An 18,635-nucleotide genomic window follows, 5' to 3' on the forward strand; every position below is an offset into this window, starting at 1 on the left:
TTTCTGTTTGGAAACGCCGGAACTCGCGCCGCGCACTCGGGCGCTACTACGGACCTGGGTGCAGGAGGAAAATCGCATGCCCAAGTCGCTCACACGGGCGCTTTCCGTGGCCGCGCTGACATCTGCCCTCGTTATTGGCCAGGCAACGCAGACGCTGGCTAGCAACCTTGGCAACATTGTCGGTCGGGTCCAGACCGCCACGATGAACACAGGCAACCAGATGGCCGCATCCTTTCTGCCCGTGGCCGACGTCAACGTGGCAGCCGTGTCGCCGTCGGGCTCCTTCAAGGCGCTGTCCAACAGCGCTGGTTTCTACGCGCTCACCGGTTTGCCGGTGGACACGTACGTCGTCACTTTCTCGAAACAGGGCTTTGTGACGCAGCCGATTCCGGGTGTGACCGTGACGCAAGACGCCACGATAACGCTTAACGCCCTCTTGCAGACGGCGCTCAAGACGTTGACGCCCGTCGTCGTGCGCGGCGCGCAATCGTTGGTCCAGCCGAACCAGCCGGCGGACCGCTACACGGTGAACTCGACGCAGATCCAGAACATCACCGGCACGCCGCAGAACATCTCGGAGACAGCGGTGCTCAACTCGCTGCCCGGCATCACCACCGACACCGGTGGCTATCCGATCATCCGCGGCGGCGCTGAGAATGACGAAGGCTTCCAGCTTGAAGGCGTCGATGCGACCGAGCCGATCACCGGCCAGTTCATCAACAGCCTGTCGCTGTCAGGCACGTCACGTATCGTCCTCGAGACCGGCGGCTACGACGTCAGCAACGGCAACACCAACTCCGGCGTCGTGAACATCGTCGTGAAGCGCGGCTCGTATCCGGGAGCAGGGATGGCGACTATGACGAGCAACGCGCCGAACTTCGACCACCGTTTCGCGATCGAATACGGTAACGGAACCCCTGATAACCGCTTCAGCTATTTCGTCTCGTACAATGGCTTGCGGCAATTCCGCGTGTACGGCGACACGCACACATTCTTGCCTCAGGAAGTTTCTGCGGTTGGTGATTCGTCCGGCAACGAGAGCAACATCAACCTATTCTACCGCTGGGGTCAGGACAACCGCAACGAGCTTCAGTACTTCGGCGAGAACGGCGCGAACCAGTTCCTGTTCAACTACAACGTGCTGCAGTACGGCGGCACGCAATCGGCGATATGCGCCCCCGCATCAGCGGTGGTCGGCGGCCAGACGTGCTTGCCATACGGCTCGGCCAACCTGGAGGTCCAAAACGTCGGCGGCGTGGGGTTCGGAGGGACGAACCAGACTATGGCCTGGTCGACGACCCTGTTCCCTGCTCAAGTCGCGTATAACCAGGCGATCAACTACTCGGACGGCGAGAACAACAACCACTTCATCGAGAAGCTCAACTACAAGCGGCAGTTCAGTTCGAACAGCTACGGTGACTTCAGCTTGTTCCGCACGAACGTGCATGACATCTTCTTGGTGCCGTGGGATGGAGGCGCGTTCGCCGATGAGTACGAGTACAATGCCTCGAACAATACCGGCGTCAACGCCGACTATCAGAACCAGATCAGCAACCAGAACCTTATCGCCCTAGGCGGAGAGCTCAAGTTCACGCAGAGCGACTTCTCGATTGGCATTCCGACGCTCGAGATGCTGAGCGAACCGCTCGAGTGCGGCGTGAACTGCGGGAACTCAGCATTGGGGGCCTATGGGTATACGACTCCCGGTTATATCGGCTACATCAACCTCCCACATGGGTCGGGCGGTTGCGGCACGGCCGGAGCGACGCCCACCTGCGTCAGCCCCGCATTCCCGCTCAGCACGTTCGTCAACAACGGCTCGTTCATCACGGATCCGGTACAGACGTGGAATGCTTGGATCCAGGATACCTGGACGCCCAATGACCACTTCAACGTCAAGCTCGGCTTGCGTTGGGACGAACAAGTACTGCATCTGCCGAGCAACGCAGCCGCGCTGTCCACCATCTGGACGCAGTCTGACGCGCCGACGGCAGGCTCACCGTCCCTATGTAACGGTGCGGGAGGCAACACGTACCTTGGCACGTGCTTCATCGACACCCCCGGCGCACCGGTGAACACGAACGTGACGCGCCCGTCGCAGATCAGCCCGCGCATCGCGCTGACCTACACGCCGAACATCAACGGCCGTAACGTCTTCCGGGCGTCAGCGGGAACGTTCATCGAGTTCACGCCGCTGTCGAACATCGAGAACACGTACCAGATCCCGATGGCGGCGTACAATTGCACGATCGCCAGCGGCTGCTTCCATCCGTTGCCCGGGTACAGCGCCACCTGCGTGAACGGCGTCGATCCGGCCAACGGCAGCGTGCCGTGCAACGGCATCAACAACCTCGGCCAGCAAGCGCTCGAGGATCTCAACAAGAACAACTTCGCGCAATACACGCCGGTGCTGCCGCAGCGCGCGTTCTCAGCTGACTTCAGCTGGGAGCACGACTTCGGCAACGGCCTCGACCTGAAGATCACGCCGTACTACCGCAAGGGCACGAACTACGTCGTCGCGAGCACACCGCTGATCGGCACGCTCGCGGACGGCACGTCGATCTTCGGCGCGCCCATCGAATCCAACGCCGGCACCAACGAGAACACCGGCATCGAGTGGGCGTTCTCCAAGAGCTCGACGTTCGGATTCAGCGGCTACCTCAACGGTACGTACGACAACACGCTGGCCAACTACAACAGCGACTTCTTCCCGTCGGTGAACGTGGCGGCGGTGGCGCTGAACCACTTCTTCCACGTGTCCTATCTGGCACCGGTCACGGCGACCCTGGGCGTCGTCTACCATGACCGGCACGGGCTGCTGATCACGACGGAATTTCCGTACGAGTCTGGCTACTACTACGGCGTCGGCACGCACACGTTCGTGTACGCGCTGTGCGGCCAGGTCGCGGGTTGCACGGGCAACCCGAACACCTCGGTACCGGTCGAGGTGCTCAACACCGACCTCGCCTCAGCGTCACTCGGCCAAAACACGCGCACCAGCGCATACTACTTCACGGACATCACCAATCCGGGTACGATACTCAACCCGAACATCGTCGGCTCGCGCGGCACGCCGGAAGGCCCGGATCCGGGCAGCCTTCGCAGTCCGCAGCGGCTGACCATGAACATGTCGATCGCGCACGACATCGGCTCGGGGCCGAACCACTTCCAAGTGGGCGTGCGCGGCACGAACCTGTTCGGCAACTACAGCCCCGGCGTCGTGGGCGGCAACTCGCGTTTCCGTGCAAACGGCATGGGCGGCTACAACGGCCTCGGATACACCGGCGGCAGCTCGGGCGGAGCCCCGAACTCAGGCAGCAACAACGTCAACCCGAGCTACGAACCGCTACAATTCCCCCGCGGCCCCTACCCATACGAGAGCGAGGCAACAGGGGCGGCGCGTCTCTATACGTTCTTCATCAGCTCAAACTTCTAAAGAGCGTAAGCGATCAAGCCGGGGGCTTCGGCCCCCGGTGCGCCCGCCTCTCGGATCGACACGACTGAAAGGATTTTTTGAAAATGCATAAGTTCAAGGCAGTTCTGATCGGGCTGCTGTGCCTCGGTATCGTAACCGGTTGCTCTACGAACACAAACCCGGGAAACGTCGTCTACACGACAAAGGCTACGATACAACTGGCGGTAGGCACGATCAATGACACCGCGGGCATTCTGTCCGCCAATTCCGGCGGAGGAGGTGCCCCCGGCGTCTACTTAGACGCGATCGGGACGTTCCGCAATCAGTTGGGCAACTCGGCATTCGGCACCGGTGGCGTTACGGGTACGAGTTCTGGACAAAGCGCTCTCGCGCCGGTGGTCGGTGAAGGGCCTTGCAACTTCACAACCGGGGCCGGTTGCAACGTCGGCGCTCCGGCACTCTATGGAGCGGGAGCGGCTCTGTACGCCTACGGACAGTTCCCTGGATACAACGGCGTGAACGCCGCGGCGCCCGCGTGGGCCGCCCCGGGTACTGCCAGCGGTTTCCTCTGGGATTTCGATGCGTTCGACCTGTTCCCCAAGGGTCCCGACGGTACCAACTACACCTTGACCGACACGGTGGTCATCAATGGCCAGCCCCAAACATATTCGGCATCCGCGACACTGGATAACCCGAGCAGGTTGCTCGCGGCTGGTACCGCCGTCTATGCGGCGAATGGCGCCACCGGTGGCGGCACGTTCACGTTCGGTGCACCACCCGCAAACGTGACCGAACAAGTCGCCGTTGTCTTGAGCTCAACCATTGGCAATGGCGTGCTCGCGATGGCCGAGGCGGTGGCACCGGGCACTTCGGCGGTGCTGCCGGCCAATACGCTTGTCACTGGTCACGTCTACACGTGTTTCGTCATCGACGCGGACTTCCCGTGGGTCGAGGCCGGCGTGGTCAACGCGCCTGCGGTCGGCACGCCGACGCCTGTCATCGTCGGCAATAACGGCAATGCAGATCTCTCGGTGAGCAACACGTTCCCCTGCACTGGGTAGCGTCTACATCAGGCGCCAACAAAGAGGACGGCAGCAATGCCGTCCTCTTCTTTTCTTTCGATAAGCCTGGGCTAGCCCGTGGGGAGCAGCGCGAACGGAGCGGCAAGACTCTCCGCTTTAGCACGTAGCGCAGCCAGCCGCTCGGGTCGTACCAAGACGAGCCGTGCGTTCGCGAATTCATTGAGCTTGCAACCAAGCACGATGTACGCAAGCGTCAGCTCGCGATGCGGCTGGCTGCGCTGCTCGAGCTCGGCGATCAATTGCGGATCGTCGACATGGATCAACACGCGGCGAACGCCGAGCGACAGCAGGCGGTCCAGCGCCGCGGTGACGCCCGCGTAGATGTAGTCTCTCCCCTGCTGCGAAGGCTGTTCGCGCACGGAGAACGGGATGAAGTGTTCGCCCACCGAGCCGGCGCGATCGAGCAGCGAGATGGCCGCTATGCCGCGACCCGCTCCGCAACGGATGACGGCGATATGAGCCTGGCAGTCGCCGCGCGCGCCGGCTGGGGCCTTTCGCCGGCGTTCGCCGGCGTCTGGGATGAGCGTTGGGGCCAGTATCATGGCATTATTATATCGAACAGGTGTTCGATAGGCAAGCCCCGAGGGCGCCTTCCGAACGACCTAGCCGACGAGGTCGAAAAGGTCCTCGAAGTCGCCCATTGCGGCCGTTCCGGCCCGGTTGGCCATCACCGCCTCGTAGACGGCGATCACCCGCCCGGCGGTGGCTTTGATGTCGAACGCGGCGGCCGCCGTGCGCGCGTGCGCGGAGGCTGCGCCGTAGCGAGCCCGATCGCCGAGCAGCGCGCCGACCGCCTGCGCCATGCCTGGGCCGTCCTCGACGAGCTCGCCCGCCTGGTTGGGGCCGAACACATCGCGCGTCTGCGGGCTAGCCGCAGCGACCACCGGCAGGCCGGCAGCGAACGCCTCGGCCAAGACCAGTCCTTGTGTTTCCGAGGTCGAGGGGAAGACGAACAGGTCGGCAGCCGCGTAGATCGCGGGCAGCTCGTCGCGGGGAACTGCGCCCGCAAAGATCGCGGCGTCTCCCAGGCCGCTGGCCGCCGCCTGGGCCCTCAGATCATCTGCCGAAGGCCCTGCACCCACCAGGAGCAGCCGGGCGTCGGGCAAGTCCGAACGCAGCAGCCGCAGCGCTTCCAAAGCCAAAGAGACGCTCTTTTCTTGGGCCAGCCGCGAGACCAGCAGCAGCAGCGGCGCGCCGTTGGGTATGTCGAACCGCGCCCGGGCCGCCTGGCCCTGCTCCATGCCCGCATTGCGGAAACGGTCGAGTTCAATGCCCGTGGGTACGACGCAGATCGGGGCCACCACGCCGACGTCCCGCAGCTTGGACGCGACCGCCTGCGTCGGCGCGATCACCGCGTCGGCCGCGTTAGAATAGGCCCGGGTCAGCTCGCGCGTCAATTGGGCGGTGATGCGCTGTCCGAGCGGCGAGTAATGCGCGTAGCGCTCGAGCATGGTGTGATACGTGAACACCAGCGGCACGCGAAAACGATAGCGCGCGTAATATTGCGCCATCCATCCGGTGACGAACAACGAGTGCGCGTGGATGATGTCGCATTGGCTCAAGAAGCGCGCTTTGTTTCTGCGCGCGACAAGCGGCACCGTCAAACGGTACTCGGTCCGCGCGGGCAGCGGAAGCGACGGCATGAAGAACACTCGACCGAGCGCTTCCACGCCGTTCGGGATGCGCGGCGCGAATGTGTACGCCTCGTGTCCGCGCACGCGCAACTCCTCAGTGAGACTTTCGACGGACGCAACTACGCCATTGATGATCGGACGATATACTTCCGTAAAAACGCCGATCTTCATAGCGGGACCGTCTTCTCGTCTTTCGGAACCACGATGCGCTGCGCGTTCCTTCGGCCGAACTGTGAATCCTTCAGCGGTACAATAGGTCCGCGTAGCGGGAATCCCTTGTTCCATCGGATTTTGCCGTGATATAATCCTCGCGTTGTCCGGTTATCCGTCACGTTCTCGCCGCTTCGCGGCGATCTCGCCTTCACGATACCGAGATGCAAACGCATCGGTTGAAGGCCCTACCGACATCACTTCGCACGCCTCTCGAGGCTCACCAGCAATGGGGATTGTTTATTGACGCGCCATCCTGAACTTCGCATCACCGCCATCGCAACGCTCATCGTCATATGCGCCACGACCACTTCCGCAGCCGCGGTCGCGCGCCACATGCTCAACGATGCACACCGCACGCCAACCGTTCTCACGTCATACACCGTTTCCACCACGTTATCCGACCAGCCGCTCGACGATGCTCGCGCCGCCGATAGTCCGTCCGTCGTCGCCAGCGCGGACGAGTTCTATAACCAGACCAAATTCGACGACTTGCACGGCACGACGGCGGTCATGCGCCCGAACGTCCGTATCGTAACCGAATACAGCACGCACCACCGGCTGTTGACGCTCGACCCCGACGTGCGCCTGACCCCGAACCTCAAGCCTGGTCAGCGCCAAGTCATCCGCACCGGGAGCCCGGCGCTCGAGGACCTGACCGAGCGTGTCGTCATGTGGGACGACGTGGCCGTCCATCGTCAGATCATCCACGCCCGGGTGCTGCGCCCTGGCACGCGCGGGATCGTGCTGCAAGGCGCGCCGCTCACTTGGGATCAACTGGCCGCGACCACCCGGTTCCGCAAACTCGTCCGCGTGTACGAGATGGAAGCGACCGCGTACACCGCATGGACCGCGACGTCCAACCCCACCGGCCGCACGGCGACCGGCATGCAGGCCACCTATGGCGTGGTCGCCGTCGACCCGAGCGTCATCCGGCTGGGTTCGCACGTCTTCGTGCCAGGCTATGGCCTGGCGATCGCCGCCGACACCGGCGGAGCGATCGTCGGCAATCGCATCGACCTGTGCATGGACTCGGTGAGCGCTGCTCTGACCTTCGGCCGGCGCCCCGTCAAGGTCTACGTCCTAGCGGAATAGGCGCACAGCCTGTAGTAGCGCGGTCTGTTGACCGCGGATGAATATAGTTCTCCCAAACGCGTTCTCGAAGCGCGCGGCCTGCGGCCGCGCAAGCGCTTCGGGCAGAACTTCCTCGTCGACCAGCGCTTCGCGCAGCGTATCGCTGCCGCACTGCCTTCAGGCGCCTACGTTCTCGAGATCGGCGGCGGCACCGGCACGCTGACCGCAGCCTTGGCCGCCCAGGCGCGCGAGCTCGACGTGCTCGAGATCGATCGCGGGCTGGTCGAGGTGCTGCGCGAGCGCTTCGCCGGCGAGGCCGGTCGGATCAACGTCCTCGGCGCAGACGCGCTCGACGTCGACATCGGCGCGCTGCTCGCACGCCACGAGCAGCCCCGCGCGGTGTGCGGCAATCTCCCTTATTCGATCACGACGCCGCTGCTGGAACGCATCATCGCTGCCGCACCTGCATGGGATTGCGCGGTGCTCATGGTGCAACGCGAGTACGCCAAGCGCATGGGCGCGCGGCCGGGCACGCCCGATTACGGCAGTCTCACGGTGTTCGTCAGCCACTACTGTGAGGTCGAGCATCTTTTCGACGCAGGCGCTTCCGGTTTTTATCCGGCGCCGGCCATCGCGTCGTCCGTCCTGCGCCTGCGGCCCAAAGCTGACGCCGCCGAGCGCGGCGCCGCCGACGAGCTTTTCTTATGGACCGTGCGCGCGGCGTTCGCGCAGCGGCGCAAGACCCTGGCCAACAGCATCGCGAGCCAGACCGACACGCTCGCGCGCGCGGACGTCGAGCGCGCCATCGCCGGCGCGGGCTTGGAACCCGGGATCCGCGGCGAGCGCTTGACGCACGACGACTTCGTGCGTCTCGCCGATGCGCTGCACGCACAGGGCTTTCGCGTCCCCGCGCGGTAAGCCACAGCCGATGGACATCGCGAGCCCGCAACCGGTCGCAACGCTTTCCGCCGGCCCCGAGCCGGCTTTTCATAAGCGCTGGAGCGGTTGGACGGTGGTGTGGATCTTCGTCGCGCTCGCGTTCCTATATATCGGCGTCCAGATCGCCGCGACGATCGTGCTGTTGTACGTGAAGTTCCCCGACGTCATGGCCGCCGCGGCGCATGGCGACCGGGGCCCGCTCATGGGACTCGCGTCGCCGTCGGGCCTGGCACGACTGCTGACCCCGACGGGCTTCCTCATGATCCAACTGCCGACGACGGTCGTGATGGTCGGCGCTACGTTGGTACTCGCGCGCGGCGCGCTCGGCGCGACGCTCGCGGATCTCGGTTTCGGCAAACCCATCACGGGAAACACCGTGGCCTGGGGGCTCGGCGCCGGCCTCGTGCTGTTCGTCATCTCGTTGGGCCTGGAGCTGGCTCAGGACGCGCTCTTCGGACCGCACCCGCAGCAGATCGCGCTGATCCTCGCCCAACATCACGGCATCGCCTCGTTGATCCTGGACCTGATCTCTGCCGCGCTGCTCGCGCCGCTCTGGGAAGAGACGTTTTTTCGAGGCGTCTTCTTCACCGCGCTCGTGCAGCGCATGCCGTTCTGGCTTGCCGCGACGTTGAGCGGCCTGGCGTTCGGCTTGGCGCACGGCGATCTCTGGAATCTGGTGCCTCTGGCCGCCCTTGGGTTCGGCTTGGCGTTCGTCTACTATCGCACCGGGAACATCTGGGCGAACATCATGACGCACGCGACGATCAACGGGTTGGATCTGATCATCCAGGCGCTCTTCCCGCAGCTCCCCACATGACGCGCTAGCGCGCGCTGACCTCCAGCGCGATATAACCGCAATAGAACAGCCCGCACAACGCTAGCGGCAGCGCCTCTACTTTTCGGCGGATCATGAGCCACGACAGCACGAACAGCGCCGCGGCCAGCGTTGCGGCGGCGGCGCGATAGCTGCTCGCGTCCAAGTGCCATGGCGACGCGAGCAACGCGATCGCGCTGGCGATCGATGCCTGGAACATCATCGCGCCCAGCACGTTTCCAAGCGCCAGGTCGTCGAGGTCGCGCTGCATCCAGACCAGCGCGTTGACCGCTTCGGGCAGCTCCGTCGCGATCGGGCTGAGCACCAGCGATATGAGGAGCGGCGAGACGTGGAGCACCGCGGACAGCGAGGTGAGCGAGCCGACGAACCAACGCGCGGTGAACGCCGTGACGATGGTGGCGATGAGCAGCTGCACGATCACGAGGCCGAGCCGCGGCCGCTCCATCCATGGTGCGATGCGCAGGCGCGGCGGCGCCTCGTCGCTTTCCACCGCGCGCAGCCGCAGATGATACACGAGATAGGCGATGTAGGCGAGCACTGCGATGGCGGCGACGGTGGCGTGCACGGCGAAGGCCGGGGTAAAGGACGCGCCGATCACCAGTGCAAAGGTGAACGAGAACAGCGCCAATCCCACGATCGCGGGCTTGACGGGCGTGTGGGCCATGTCGTGTCTGCGGCCGAAGACCACCGCGCCGATGCCGATGAGGCTCAAAACGATGGTGGCGAGCAGCAACGGCGCGCCGACGACCGCACCGACGCCGACCGCGACGCTCGCCGGGTCGGCCAACATCACGAGCGCGATGAAGGCGACCATCGTTTCCGGCAGCGATGAGCCGATGGCGGCGACGACGGCGCCGACCGCGCTGCGCGTCAGCCCGAGCAGCGCACCGACCCATTCCACCGCGTTCGCAAAGGCGTCGCTCGCGAGGACGAGAAGCACCAACCCACAGAGCACTTGGAGCGCGATCGGCACCGGGCCAAGCTTTAGCCCTAGTCCGAGGCGCCCCTTTACGTGAAAGGAAAGCGCCGAAGCCCCGTTGCCCTACCGCATCATCCACATCGCCGACGTCCATCTCGATATGGCGTTTGCCGGTCTCGATCCATCCGCGGGCGACGCGCGGCGCAGGCAGTTAGAGTCGGCGTTCGAACGCGCACTCGCGCTGGTGCGCGAGCACAAAGCGGACGCGCTGTGCATCGCCGGCGATCTCTACGAGGACGGCCGGGCGACGCCCGATCGCGGCGCCTACCTGACGCGCGTCCTGGGCGAACTCGCGCCGGCGCGCGTGTTCATCAGCCCGGGCAATCACGATCCCAACGATTCCGCATCGCTGTATCGCCAGATGGCGATCCCCGCAAACGTCACCGTTTTCGCATCGCGCCGCTTCGCGCCCGTGCAGCTCGCGCCCGGACTGACGTTGTGGGGCGCGGCCCATGAGTTCGACCTCGATCGCGCTCCCATGGTACAGGGCTTCGTGTGCGAAGGGCCGGGCACGCATCTGTTGCTCTTCCATGGATCCGATCGCGAGCGCTTGCCTCCCGGCAAGGAATGCATCGCGCCATTCGTCGACGCCGACATCGTGGGCGCACGAGCGGTGCACGCGATGGTCGGCCACTTCCACGGCATGCTCCAAGGGCCGCACTACACCTATCCCGGCTCGCCCGAGCCGCATAGCGCCGCTCAGGACGGTCGCCACACCGCAGCGCTGGTGACGATCGAGAACGGCAGGGTGGATCAACGCTTCATCGAGATCAATCGCACGGGCTATGTGAGCGAAGATCTCGATATCTCGGAGCTCGGCGATCGCGCCGCCGTGGCGGCCGCCGTCGGCAAACTCGTGCAGCGGCGGGTGGACCGTCCGGGCGAGGTCTTCTGCCGCGTGCGGCTGGTGGGCAACGCGCCCCCGACGCTCGACTTCGACGCCGTCGATCTGCAGCGCGAACTGCAAGCGGACTACCCGGGCGTGACGGTGGAGGACGCGTCGGCAGCCGTCGATCCGGACGACGTCGCGAACGAGGGCTACACCGTGCGCGCCGAGTTCGTCAAGGAGATGAAGCGCCGCATCGAGGCCGCGCCGGCCGCCGAGCGTGCCGTGCTCGAACGCGCGTTGCGCTACGGCCTGCTCGCCTTCGCCGGCAAGAGGTTGAGCCCGTGATCCTGGCAGAGGTGCACGTCGACGGTTTCGGGTGTCTGGTCAAGCAGCGCTTCCGCTTCGGCGACGGCCTGACCATCATCGCGGGTCCGAACGAGTCGGGCAAGACGACGCTCACCGAATGCATCGTGCGCTTGCTGTTCGGCTATCCGGAGCATCAGTACACCGCCGCGCTCGACGAGCGCAAGCCGTGGCACGCACCCGTCTACGCCGCGTCGCTCGTGTACCGGCTCGACGATGGCCGGCTGCTCGAGACGCGCCGGGACTTCAGCCAGTCCAATGTGCCGACCGAGACGTTCGAGAAAGATGTGATGCGCCGCGTGCCGGAGCTGAGCGGCACGCGCAAGACCTCGCCCGGCTTCGAGCTGCTCCACCTCTCCATGGAGGCGTTCGAGGCGGCGGCCGTGATGCGCGCGGGTGAGTTCGCTGCCAAGCAGGACGACAAGGCGTACAAGACGCTCGCCGAGCGGATCGCCGAGCTCGTCGGGGCAGCGGGGGAAGCCGGTGCGCAAGACGCCACCGACCGGCTCGACGCGTTCCTCAAAGAACTCGGCAGCGAGCGCGCCTCGAAACGGCTCGTGACGCTCGCGCATGCGAAAACCGAATCGGCGCGCGCGGCGCTCGAAGCGTATCGGCGCGATGCGGACCGTTTGCGCGAAAACGTCGAACGCCGCACGCAGATCCTCGCGCAGCAAGCGGAGTTGTCCGCCCAAGCCCAACAGCTCGAAACGCGAATGCACGGCGCACGGTTGCGCGCCGTGCGCGCGCGCATCGCCGCGGCGCAAGCGGCCTCCACACAGCTCGAGCAAGCATCGAGCGGCCGCGCGCCGCTTGACCCGTCTCCGGAGGTGCTTGCGCGCGCCACGAGCATCGACTCCGCCATCGACGCCTGGACAGCGGCGCGCACCGAGGAGAGCGACGCGTCGAGCAGTTCGAATACTAAAGAAGAGCAGCGCACCGAGGTGCTGCGCCAGCTCGCCGCGTGCGACGCGAAGATCAAAGACGCCGAGGCCGTCGTCAAGGCCCGTAACGAAGCGATCGAACGCCTCAAACCAGAGGCCGCGCGCACGACCATCTCCGACGATGTGCTGGAGCGGCTCGAGGGGTTGGCCGAATTGGCGGACATCCAAGAGCACGCGGCGCGCACCGCCGAGACCCAGAGCGCCATCAACCGCCAGCGGCCGCGCGCCGGCGCGTGGCCCGGCGTCTTCGTGTTCGCCATCGCGTTCATCGCCCTGGTCGTCGGCGCGTTCGTCCACTTGCCGGCGGTCATCCTCAGCGCCGTCGCCGGCATCTTGGTCGCCGGCGCTATGTTCGCGTACTTCTTCGTCGCCGAGCGCGGGCGCAATGCGGCCAACGCCGAGATCGAGGAGCGCGCGCGCCAGGCCCGCAGCGTCGCCGATAGCGCCTCGTCGAACCTGGCCAAGGAGTGCGGCGCCCTCGGGCTGTCGGACATCCGGGCGGTGCGGCGCGCGGTGAAGGTGCAGGGCGAGATTGGGCGCTTTTCCGACGCGCTCGAAGCCGCCCAACAGACCGCTGCGCAGAATCGCGAGCTGCGCGACTCGCTCGAAGCGCGCTTCAACGACTTCGACCGGCTCGACCGCCAATTGGTCGACGCGCGGCGGCGAACTGAAGAGCGAGCCTCCGAGCTGCAGCGCCTGCTCGACGACGCGCGCGTGCCGGGCGGCGATCTCGAATCCCGCATCGCCACGTTCCGCGAACGGCGCCAAGGGGTCGAGGGAGCGCTGCTGGCGGAAAAATCTATCAGCGACGCGCGGGCCGCACTGGCCGGCGCGCTCGGCACCGACACGCTCCAAGATCTGCGCGCGCAAGAGGCTCGCCTTGCCGAGCTCGCGGGCCCCGACACGGTTGCGGATGGATCGGACGCTGCCACGCTCGAGCGCGAGCTCAAAGAGCTCGATGCGACCAAGCCGCGTCTGGACGGCGAGCTTGGCAAGATCGAGGGCGAACTCGCGCGCTTTGACGAGCAGTATCGCGGCGGCGGAGCGCCCCTCGAGGAGCAACTGGCGCAGTGCGAGGCCGAAGAGACGCGGTTGGTCCAAGCACGCGAGGCGGCGGCGCTGGCCCGCGAGGTGATCGACACGACCAAAGACCGCGTCCACAAGAACTTCGCGCCCCACCTCAACGCGCTCGCCGGTCCGGCGCTGGCCGAGATCACGCACGGGCGCTACGCCGACGTCATGATCGACCCCCGCGACTTCTCGCTGCGCGTGCGCCCGGCAGACGGTTCGGCGACGATGCCGAGCGATGTGCTCTCCAGCGGCACGCAGGAGCAGCTGCACCTTTCGCTGCGCGCCGCCACCGCGCAGGCGCTCGGCGCGCAAGGATCCGGCGAACGCGTGCCGTTGCTGCTCGACGACGCGCTCGCCCACGCGGACGAGCGGCGGCTCGGCGCTGCGGTCCGTCATCTCGCGGCCATCGCGCGCCGCCAGCAGGTGTTGCTGTTCACGCAACGCGATGCGGTGCTCGAGGCGGCCCGCCGCCTCGATGGCGTGACGATCGTGCACTTGAGCGGGCCGGCGGCCGCTCCCAAGTAGTGCCTGGGCGGCTGCGCGTCGGCGTCGACGCGGCGAACCTGCCGCGCGATCACCGCGGCATGGGCCGTTACGTGCGCAGCGTCTTGCACGAATTCGCGACGCGGCTTTCCGACCGGGTCCAGCTCACGCTGCTGGTGCCGGATCCGCTGCCGGGGCTTGTGGCGCGCCGCTATCTGGAAGATCTTCCGGGCGACGCGACCGTCGCACGGCGTAGTGCTGCTGGCAAACGTCGCCTGGACGTGCTCTGGTATCCGTGGAACGGCATGACATGGCGCGCGCCGGCGCCTTCGGTCGTCACCGTGCACGATGTCTGGCCGTTCGTAGCGCCGTCCGGCGACGCGCGCGTGCGCGCGCGCGAGCAGGCGCACTATCTCGCGGCGGCAGAGGGTGCCGCGCTCATCATCGCGATCTCCGAATTCACCAGACGCGAGATCATCCGGCTGCTGGGTGTGAGCGCCGAACGCATCCAAGTGATCCACCAAGGCGTCGCCCCGCCGCTTGCGGTGAGCGCGCCGGCACGAATCGAGGGCAGCGCGCGCTACGTGTTGTTCGTCGGTGAAGTCGAACCGCGCAAGGACGTGGGCACCCTGATCGAAGCGATGCGCCGGTTGCCCGAGGATCTGCGCTCCGACACCGCGCTTGTCATCGTGGGGCGCGCGCGCGGCCTGTCGGCGAGCGATGCCGAGGGCGTGCGCATCCGGCTCGCGGGCGAGATCGCGGACGACGCGCAGCTCGGGGCCTTATACGCCGGCGCTGCCGCGTTCGCGTTCCCGTCCCGATACGAAGGCTTCGGTCTGCCGCTGCTCGAGGCGATGAGCTATGGAGCGCCGGTGGTCGCCTCCGATGCGGCCAGCATTCCGGAAGTCGGCGGCGAGGCGGCTTTGTATTTCCCATGCGGCGATGCGCAGGCATTGGCGGATGCGCTGACGCGCGTGTTGCGCGATCCGGCTTTCGCGCGCACGATGTCAGCGGCAGGTGTCGCCCGTGCTGCCAGTTTCGGGGAAGAGGTGCGCGCCCGCAAGACGCTCGCGGCCCTCGAATCGGTGGCGCGCACGCCGTGAGCACGCCGCTGCGTCTCGGCGTCGACGCGCGCAAGCTGCTGGACGACCGGCGCGGCATCGGCCGCTACACTCGGGCGCTGCTGAGATCGTGGACGACGCGCTGGCGCGAGCGCGTGGCGCTGACGCTCTTGGTGCCCGATCTCTTGCCGTCGCTCGTGGCGTCGCGGCTCGCGACCGAGCTTGGCGTACGGCTGCCCGTCGCGCGGACCGGCGCTCGGGCGTACGACGTTACGTGGTATCCCTGGAACGGGATGACCTGGGTAGCGCGCGGGGTCAAGGTCGCCACCGTCCACGACTGCTGGCCGTTCGCTTCCCCGGCCGACGATGAGTCGATCCGGCGCAACGAACAGCGGCCTTTCTTGACGACCGCCGCCGACGCGGACACGATCATCGCCGACTCGGCGTTCGGCAGGTCAGAGATAGTCCGGCACCTCGCCTACGATCCGGCGCGCATCGAGGTGATTCCGCTCGGCATCGACCCAGGGGAACGGCACAGCGTGATCGACGCGCGCGACCCGTACGTCTTGTTCGTCGGGCAGGCCGAGAAACGCAAAGATCTCGGCACCCTGCTGAGCGCGATGGGAGCGCTGCCCGAAAGCCTGCGCACGCGCTACCGTCTTATCGTGGCAGGCAAAGACCAGCCGGGAAGCTTCGGCCCGCCGCCGCCAGGAGCACGCGTCGAGTTCGCGGGTGAGGTCAGCGATCGCCGGCTCGGAGAGCTATACGCCGGCGCGTGCGCGTTCGTCTTTCCGTCGCGCTACGAGGGCTTCGGGCTGCCGATCCTCGAGGCGATGGCGTACCGGGTCCCGGTCGTCGCGTCCGACGCCGCGAGCATACCCGAAGTGGCAGGCGACGCGGCGCTCTACTTCCCTGCAGGCGACGCCGTGGCGCTCGCGGCGGCGCTGCAGCTCGTCCTCGAAGACGCCCAGCTCGCCGACCGCTTGCGCGCGGCGGGAAGAGCACGAGCAGCTGCGCTGACGTGGGACCGCTGCGCAGATGCGACCCTGAACCTATTCGAACGTGCCGCGAAGATGAAGGCGGATACTACGCGCTAGGCGGCACGTCTTGGGCCGGCGCGAGTTCGCGGCCGCGCACCGGATCGAGCGCAAACGCCGCAAGCGAACCAGCAAGCAGACCGCCGATGTGTCCGGCCATCGAGACGCCCGGGTTGACGAAACCGTAGCCGATCGTCAGGATGATCGGGAACACGGCTGTGCGCAGCAGCGCCTCGCGGATGCGCGGCAGTTTGAACGCCAGCACGACCATCGCGCCGAACACGCCCATGATCGCTCCCGAGGCGCCTGCCGTCGCCGCGTTCGTCCCGAGCGTCGTATAGAACGCCAGGAAGCTGCCGCCGAGCAGCGCGATCATGTAGATCGCGAAGTAGCGCGCGCCGCCATAACAATATTCGACCAGCGGACCGGCGATAGCGAGCGCGAGCATATTAGAGCCGATGTGAGCGAAGCCGTAGTGCAGAAAACCGCTCGTGATCAAGCGCCACCATTCGCCGGCCTGGACGGCCGGCGGATACAGCGCGCCCGCGGCGAGCAGCGCATGGTTTGTCAGCAGGTCGGCCACGAAGACGATGACGTTGACGATGATGATCGTCAGGGTGACCGGCGCCTTGAGCAGGCTCACTTCGCTGCCGCCTTGAGCGCGGCGCACAGCAACGGGATCATGATCTCGTGATGGCCGGTGAACATGTAGCCGCGCCCGCCGTCCGCGTGCGGGCGGGTCACGACGTTGGTGCGCGTGCGGTAGTGGCGCACGAAATCGAAATCAGCCGTGACGAACGAGCCGCCGTAGCCGAGATTGCGCGCCAGCGACAGCGCTTTCAAGAACACTTCGGGCATGATCACCGCCGAGCCCAGGTTGAGATACGCGCCGCCGTCGGTCACCGCGGCGATCACGTCGGCGAATAGCCGGAAGTCGAACAGCGAGGCGGCGCCCAGCGCTGCGCCGTCGGCTCGCGGATGCATGTGGATGATGTCGGTCCCGATCGCGACGTGGACGGTGACCGGCACGTCGAGCGCGGCGCCTTGGGCGAGGATCGAGATATCGGCATGCTTGGCGTTCGCGGCTAGCAGCGCGTTGCCCAACGCGCGGCCCAGCCCGACCTTCGCGCCCTCGCCGGCGATCGCTCCCAAGATGAAATCGGCCGTCTGCGCCGCCATGCCGAACGAGCCGTCGCGCAGCGAACTGTCGACGTCTTCGGATGTCTTGCCCGCCAGCGCCAGCTCGACGTCGTGGATGCACACCGATCCGTTGCACGCGAGCGCCGACACGTAGCCCGAGCGCGCGAGGTCGATGAGCAGCGGTGACAACCCCGTCTTGATGACGTGGCCGCCGAAGCCGACCGCGATCGCCTTGCCGTCGCGCCGCGCGCCGGCCAGATACGCGACCAGCTCGCGCAGCTCGTGTACGGCCAGCACGTCGGGCAGTCCGCGCCAGAAGTCGGCAAACGTCTCGCCAGCTTGCGGCACCGCGGCCATCATGTCGAGGCTCACCTTCGACGGCCGCGTCGAAAGCTGCGTCGCCGTGAGACGCGTGAGATCGAGGTGCGGAAATTTTCGCTTCACGCCGCGTACTCGCTCAGATAGCGCTCGATGAGTTCGCGCAGCCGCGCCCGGAAACGCTCGGGCGAGAACTGCGCCGCGTGGCCGGCGAGCCGTGCCGTAGAGAATCTCTCGGGCACGAATGCGCGCAGCGCCGTCGCTAATGCGTCCGGCGTCGCCTCGCGGAAGAACGAACCGGTTTCGCCTTCAACGACGGTTTCGAGCGACCCTCCGGCGGCAAACGCGACGACGGGGCGCCCCGATGCGGCGGCCTCCAACGCGACGAGACCGTAGTCTTCGACGCCCGGCACGATCACGCCGCGCGCGTGCGCGAACAGCTCGCGCCGGCGCGCGTCGTCCACGTGGCCGGCGAAGGTGACCGTCGGCCCGGCCAGCGCGCGCAAGCGCGCTTCATCCGGCCCCGTGCCGACGACGATCAGCGGCGCGCTCAACGAGTTGCACGCTTCAATGGCCAGCGCCACGCGCTTGTACGGCAGCAACCTGGCCACGACGAGGTAATAGTCATCGACCTGCGCCGACGGCGCAAAGCGCTCGACATCCACCGGACACGGCACGACGTCGCTGTCGCGGTGGTAGCAGGCGCGGATGCGCGCGGCCACGTTGCGCGAGTTGGCGATGATGCGGTACGGCCGCTGCGCGGCGCTGTAATCCCAGCGGCGCAAGCCGGGCAACGCAGCGCGTAACGCCGGCCGCGCCAGCGGCGGCACGATTTCAAAGGCGTACTCGGCCGGGTACCAGAGAAAACGCGTCGGCGTGTTGACGTACGACACGTGAAGCGCGCCCGGCGGCACGCGCACGCCTTTGGCGAACGACGTGGTCGAGGAGATCACCAGATCGTAGCCGCGCAGATCGAGCGCCTCGAAGGCGCTCGGGTACAGCGGCAGCAGCGCGCGAAAACGGCGCGCCGCGCCCGGGATCTTCTGCAGCCAGCTGGTGCGCACGTCGAGGCCCGCAAAGGACGGCCCCATGGCGGCGGCATCGTAGAGGGAGGTGTAGATCGGCGCCTCCGGATAGAGCGCGTGCATCTGCTCGAGCACCCGCTCAGCGCCGCCGAGCTGCGTGAGGTAGTCGTGGACGAACGCGACGCGCACGCCCCGCGCC

General features: G+C 66.5%; 15 protein-coding genes. 9 read left to right on the plus strand and 6 right to left on the minus strand.

All coding sequences use genetic code 11. From position 1 onward, the window contains the following. Positions 1-220 precede the first annotated feature (220 nt). Positions 221-3,436 (plus strand): carboxypeptidase regulatory-like domain-containing protein, encoded by a 3,216-nt coding sequence (locus VKF82_03095; GenBank protein ID HME81044.1) that lies wholly within the window; start codon positions 221-223, stop codon positions 3,434-3,436. A gap of 83 nt (positions 3,437-3,519) precedes the next feature. Further along, the gene (locus VKF82_03100) at positions 3,520-4,476 is read left to right on the plus strand and encodes a hypothetical protein (GenBank protein ID HME81045.1); all 957 of its coding nucleotides are present in this window, start codon (positions 3,520-3,522) and stop codon (positions 4,474-4,476) included. Positions 4,477-4,547: 71 nt separating this feature from the next. Here the strand turns inward: VKF82_03100 and VKF82_03105 are convergent, their stop codons facing one another. Together VKF82_03105 and VKF82_03110 are read right to left on the minus strand one after the other, a co-directional pair. Beyond that, positions 4,548-5,039 (minus strand): hypothetical protein, encoded by a 492-nt coding sequence (locus tag VKF82_03105; GenBank protein ID HME81046.1) that lies wholly within the window; start codon positions 5,037-5,039, stop codon positions 4,548-4,550. 60 nt (positions 5,040-5,099) lie between these two features. Then, a complete protein-coding gene (locus tag VKF82_03110) occupies positions 5,100-6,302 on the minus strand; it encodes a glycosyltransferase (GenBank protein ID HME81047.1) in 1,203 nt (400 codons plus the stop codon). A gap of 282 nt (positions 6,303-6,584) precedes the next feature. Between VKF82_03110 and VKF82_03115 the strand changes: the two genes are divergently transcribed. From VKF82_03115 to VKF82_03125, 3 genes are read left to right on the plus strand one after another with little or no spacing between them, the layout of a single operon-like run. Beyond that, positions 6,585-7,436 carry a 3D domain-containing protein gene (locus VKF82_03115; protein HME81048.1) on the plus strand — a complete coding sequence of 284 codons (852 nt, stop codon included), beginning with the start codon at positions 6,585-6,587 and terminating at the stop codon, positions 7,434-7,436. Positions 7,437-7,463: 27 nt separating this feature from the next. Then, positions 7,464-8,333, plus strand: coding sequence for a 16S rRNA (adenine(1518)-N(6)/adenine(1519)-N(6))-dimethyltransferase RsmA (gene rsmA, locus VKF82_03120; protein ID HME81049.1), 870 nt, complete (start codon positions 7,464-7,466; stop codon positions 8,331-8,333). A 10-nt stretch (positions 8,334-8,343) separates the two neighbouring features. Continuing rightward, complete coding sequence (locus VKF82_03125) at positions 8,344-9,171, plus strand: CPBP family intramembrane glutamic endopeptidase (GenBank protein HME81050.1); 828 nt, start codon at positions 8,344-8,346, stop codon at positions 9,169-9,171. Positions 9,172-9,175: 4 nt separating this feature from the next. Here VKF82_03125 and VKF82_03130 read toward each other — a convergent pair whose 3' ends face one another. Next, the gene (locus VKF82_03130; GenBank protein HME81051.1) at positions 9,176-10,162 is read right to left on the minus strand and encodes a hypothetical protein; all 987 of its coding nucleotides are present in this window, start codon (positions 10,160-10,162) and stop codon (positions 9,176-9,178) included. A 64-nt stretch (positions 10,163-10,226) separates the two neighbouring features. On the opposite strand from VKF82_03130, the gene VKF82_03135 reads away from it, so the two are divergent. From VKF82_03135 to VKF82_03150, 4 genes are read left to right on the plus strand one after another with little or no spacing between them, the layout of a single operon-like run. Beyond that, complete coding sequence (locus tag VKF82_03135) at positions 10,227-11,342, plus strand: metallophosphoesterase (GenBank protein ID HME81052.1); 1,116 nt, start codon at positions 10,227-10,229, stop codon at positions 11,340-11,342. Then, positions 11,339-13,897, plus strand: a complete 2,559-nt coding sequence (locus tag VKF82_03140; protein HME81053.1) for an AAA family ATPase — start codon at positions 11,339-11,341, stop codon at positions 13,895-13,897. Before VKF82_03135 ends, VKF82_03140 begins: the two co-directional genes overlap by 4 nt. Continuing rightward, complete coding sequence (locus tag VKF82_03145) at positions 13,897-14,958, plus strand: glycosyltransferase family 1 protein (GenBank protein HME81054.1); 1,062 nt, start codon at positions 13,897-13,899, stop codon at positions 14,956-14,958. Before VKF82_03140 ends, VKF82_03145 begins: the two co-directional genes overlap by 1 nt. Next, entirely contained in the window at positions 14,955-16,013 is a 1,059-nt protein-coding gene (locus VKF82_03150) for a glycosyltransferase family 1 protein (GenBank protein HME81055.1), read from the plus strand. The genes VKF82_03145 and VKF82_03150 overlap by 4 nt, the downstream gene beginning before the upstream one ends. On the opposite strand, the gene VKF82_03155 is transcribed toward VKF82_03150, so the two are convergent. Genes VKF82_03155 through VKF82_03165 form a run of 3 tightly spaced genes read right to left on the minus strand, consistent with a single transcriptional unit; the run spans position 16,003 to position 18,625 of the window. Then, positions 16,003-16,623 (minus strand): rhomboid family intramembrane serine protease, encoded by a 621-nt coding sequence (locus VKF82_03155; GenBank protein HME81056.1) that lies wholly within the window; start codon positions 16,621-16,623, stop codon positions 16,003-16,005. The two genes, VKF82_03150 and VKF82_03155, sit on opposite strands and share 11 nt — an antisense overlap. After that, positions 16,593-17,537 carry a hypothetical protein gene (locus VKF82_03160; protein ID HME81057.1) on the minus strand — a complete coding sequence of 315 codons (945 nt, stop codon included), beginning with the start codon at positions 17,535-17,537 and terminating at the stop codon, positions 16,593-16,595. The genes VKF82_03155 and VKF82_03160 overlap by 31 nt, the downstream gene beginning before the upstream one ends. After that, positions 17,534-18,625, minus strand: a complete 1,092-nt coding sequence (locus VKF82_03165; protein HME81058.1) for a glycosyltransferase — start codon at positions 18,623-18,625, stop codon at positions 17,534-17,536. The genes VKF82_03160 and VKF82_03165 overlap by 4 nt, the downstream gene beginning before the upstream one ends. Positions 18,626-18,635 lie beyond the last annotated feature (10 nt).

It is taken from the genome of Candidatus Eremiobacteraceae bacterium (genome assembly GCA_035314825.1).
Lineage (GTDB): Bacteria > Vulcanimicrobiota > Vulcanimicrobiia > Eremiobacterales > Eremiobacteraceae > JAFAHD01.

Coding starts and splice junctions, on each gene's coding strand:
- VKF82_03095 (HME81044.1), top strand. CDS start 221: ATGGCCGCATCCTTTCTGCCCGTGGCCGACGTCAACGTGGCAGCCGTG.
- VKF82_03100 (HME81045.1), top strand. CDS start 3,520: ATGCATAAGTTCAAGGCAGTTCTGATCGGGCTGCTGTGCCTCGGTATC.
- VKF82_03105 (HME81046.1), bottom strand. CDS start 5,039: ATGATACTGGCCCCAACGCTCATCCCAGACGCCGGCGAACGCCGGCGA.
- VKF82_03110 (HME81047.1), bottom strand. CDS start 6,302: ATGAAGATCGGCGTTTTTACGGAAGTATATCGTCCGATCATCAATGGC.
- VKF82_03125 (HME81050.1), top strand. CDS start 8,344: ATGGACATCGCGAGCCCGCAACCGGTCGCAACGCTTTCCGCCGGCCCC.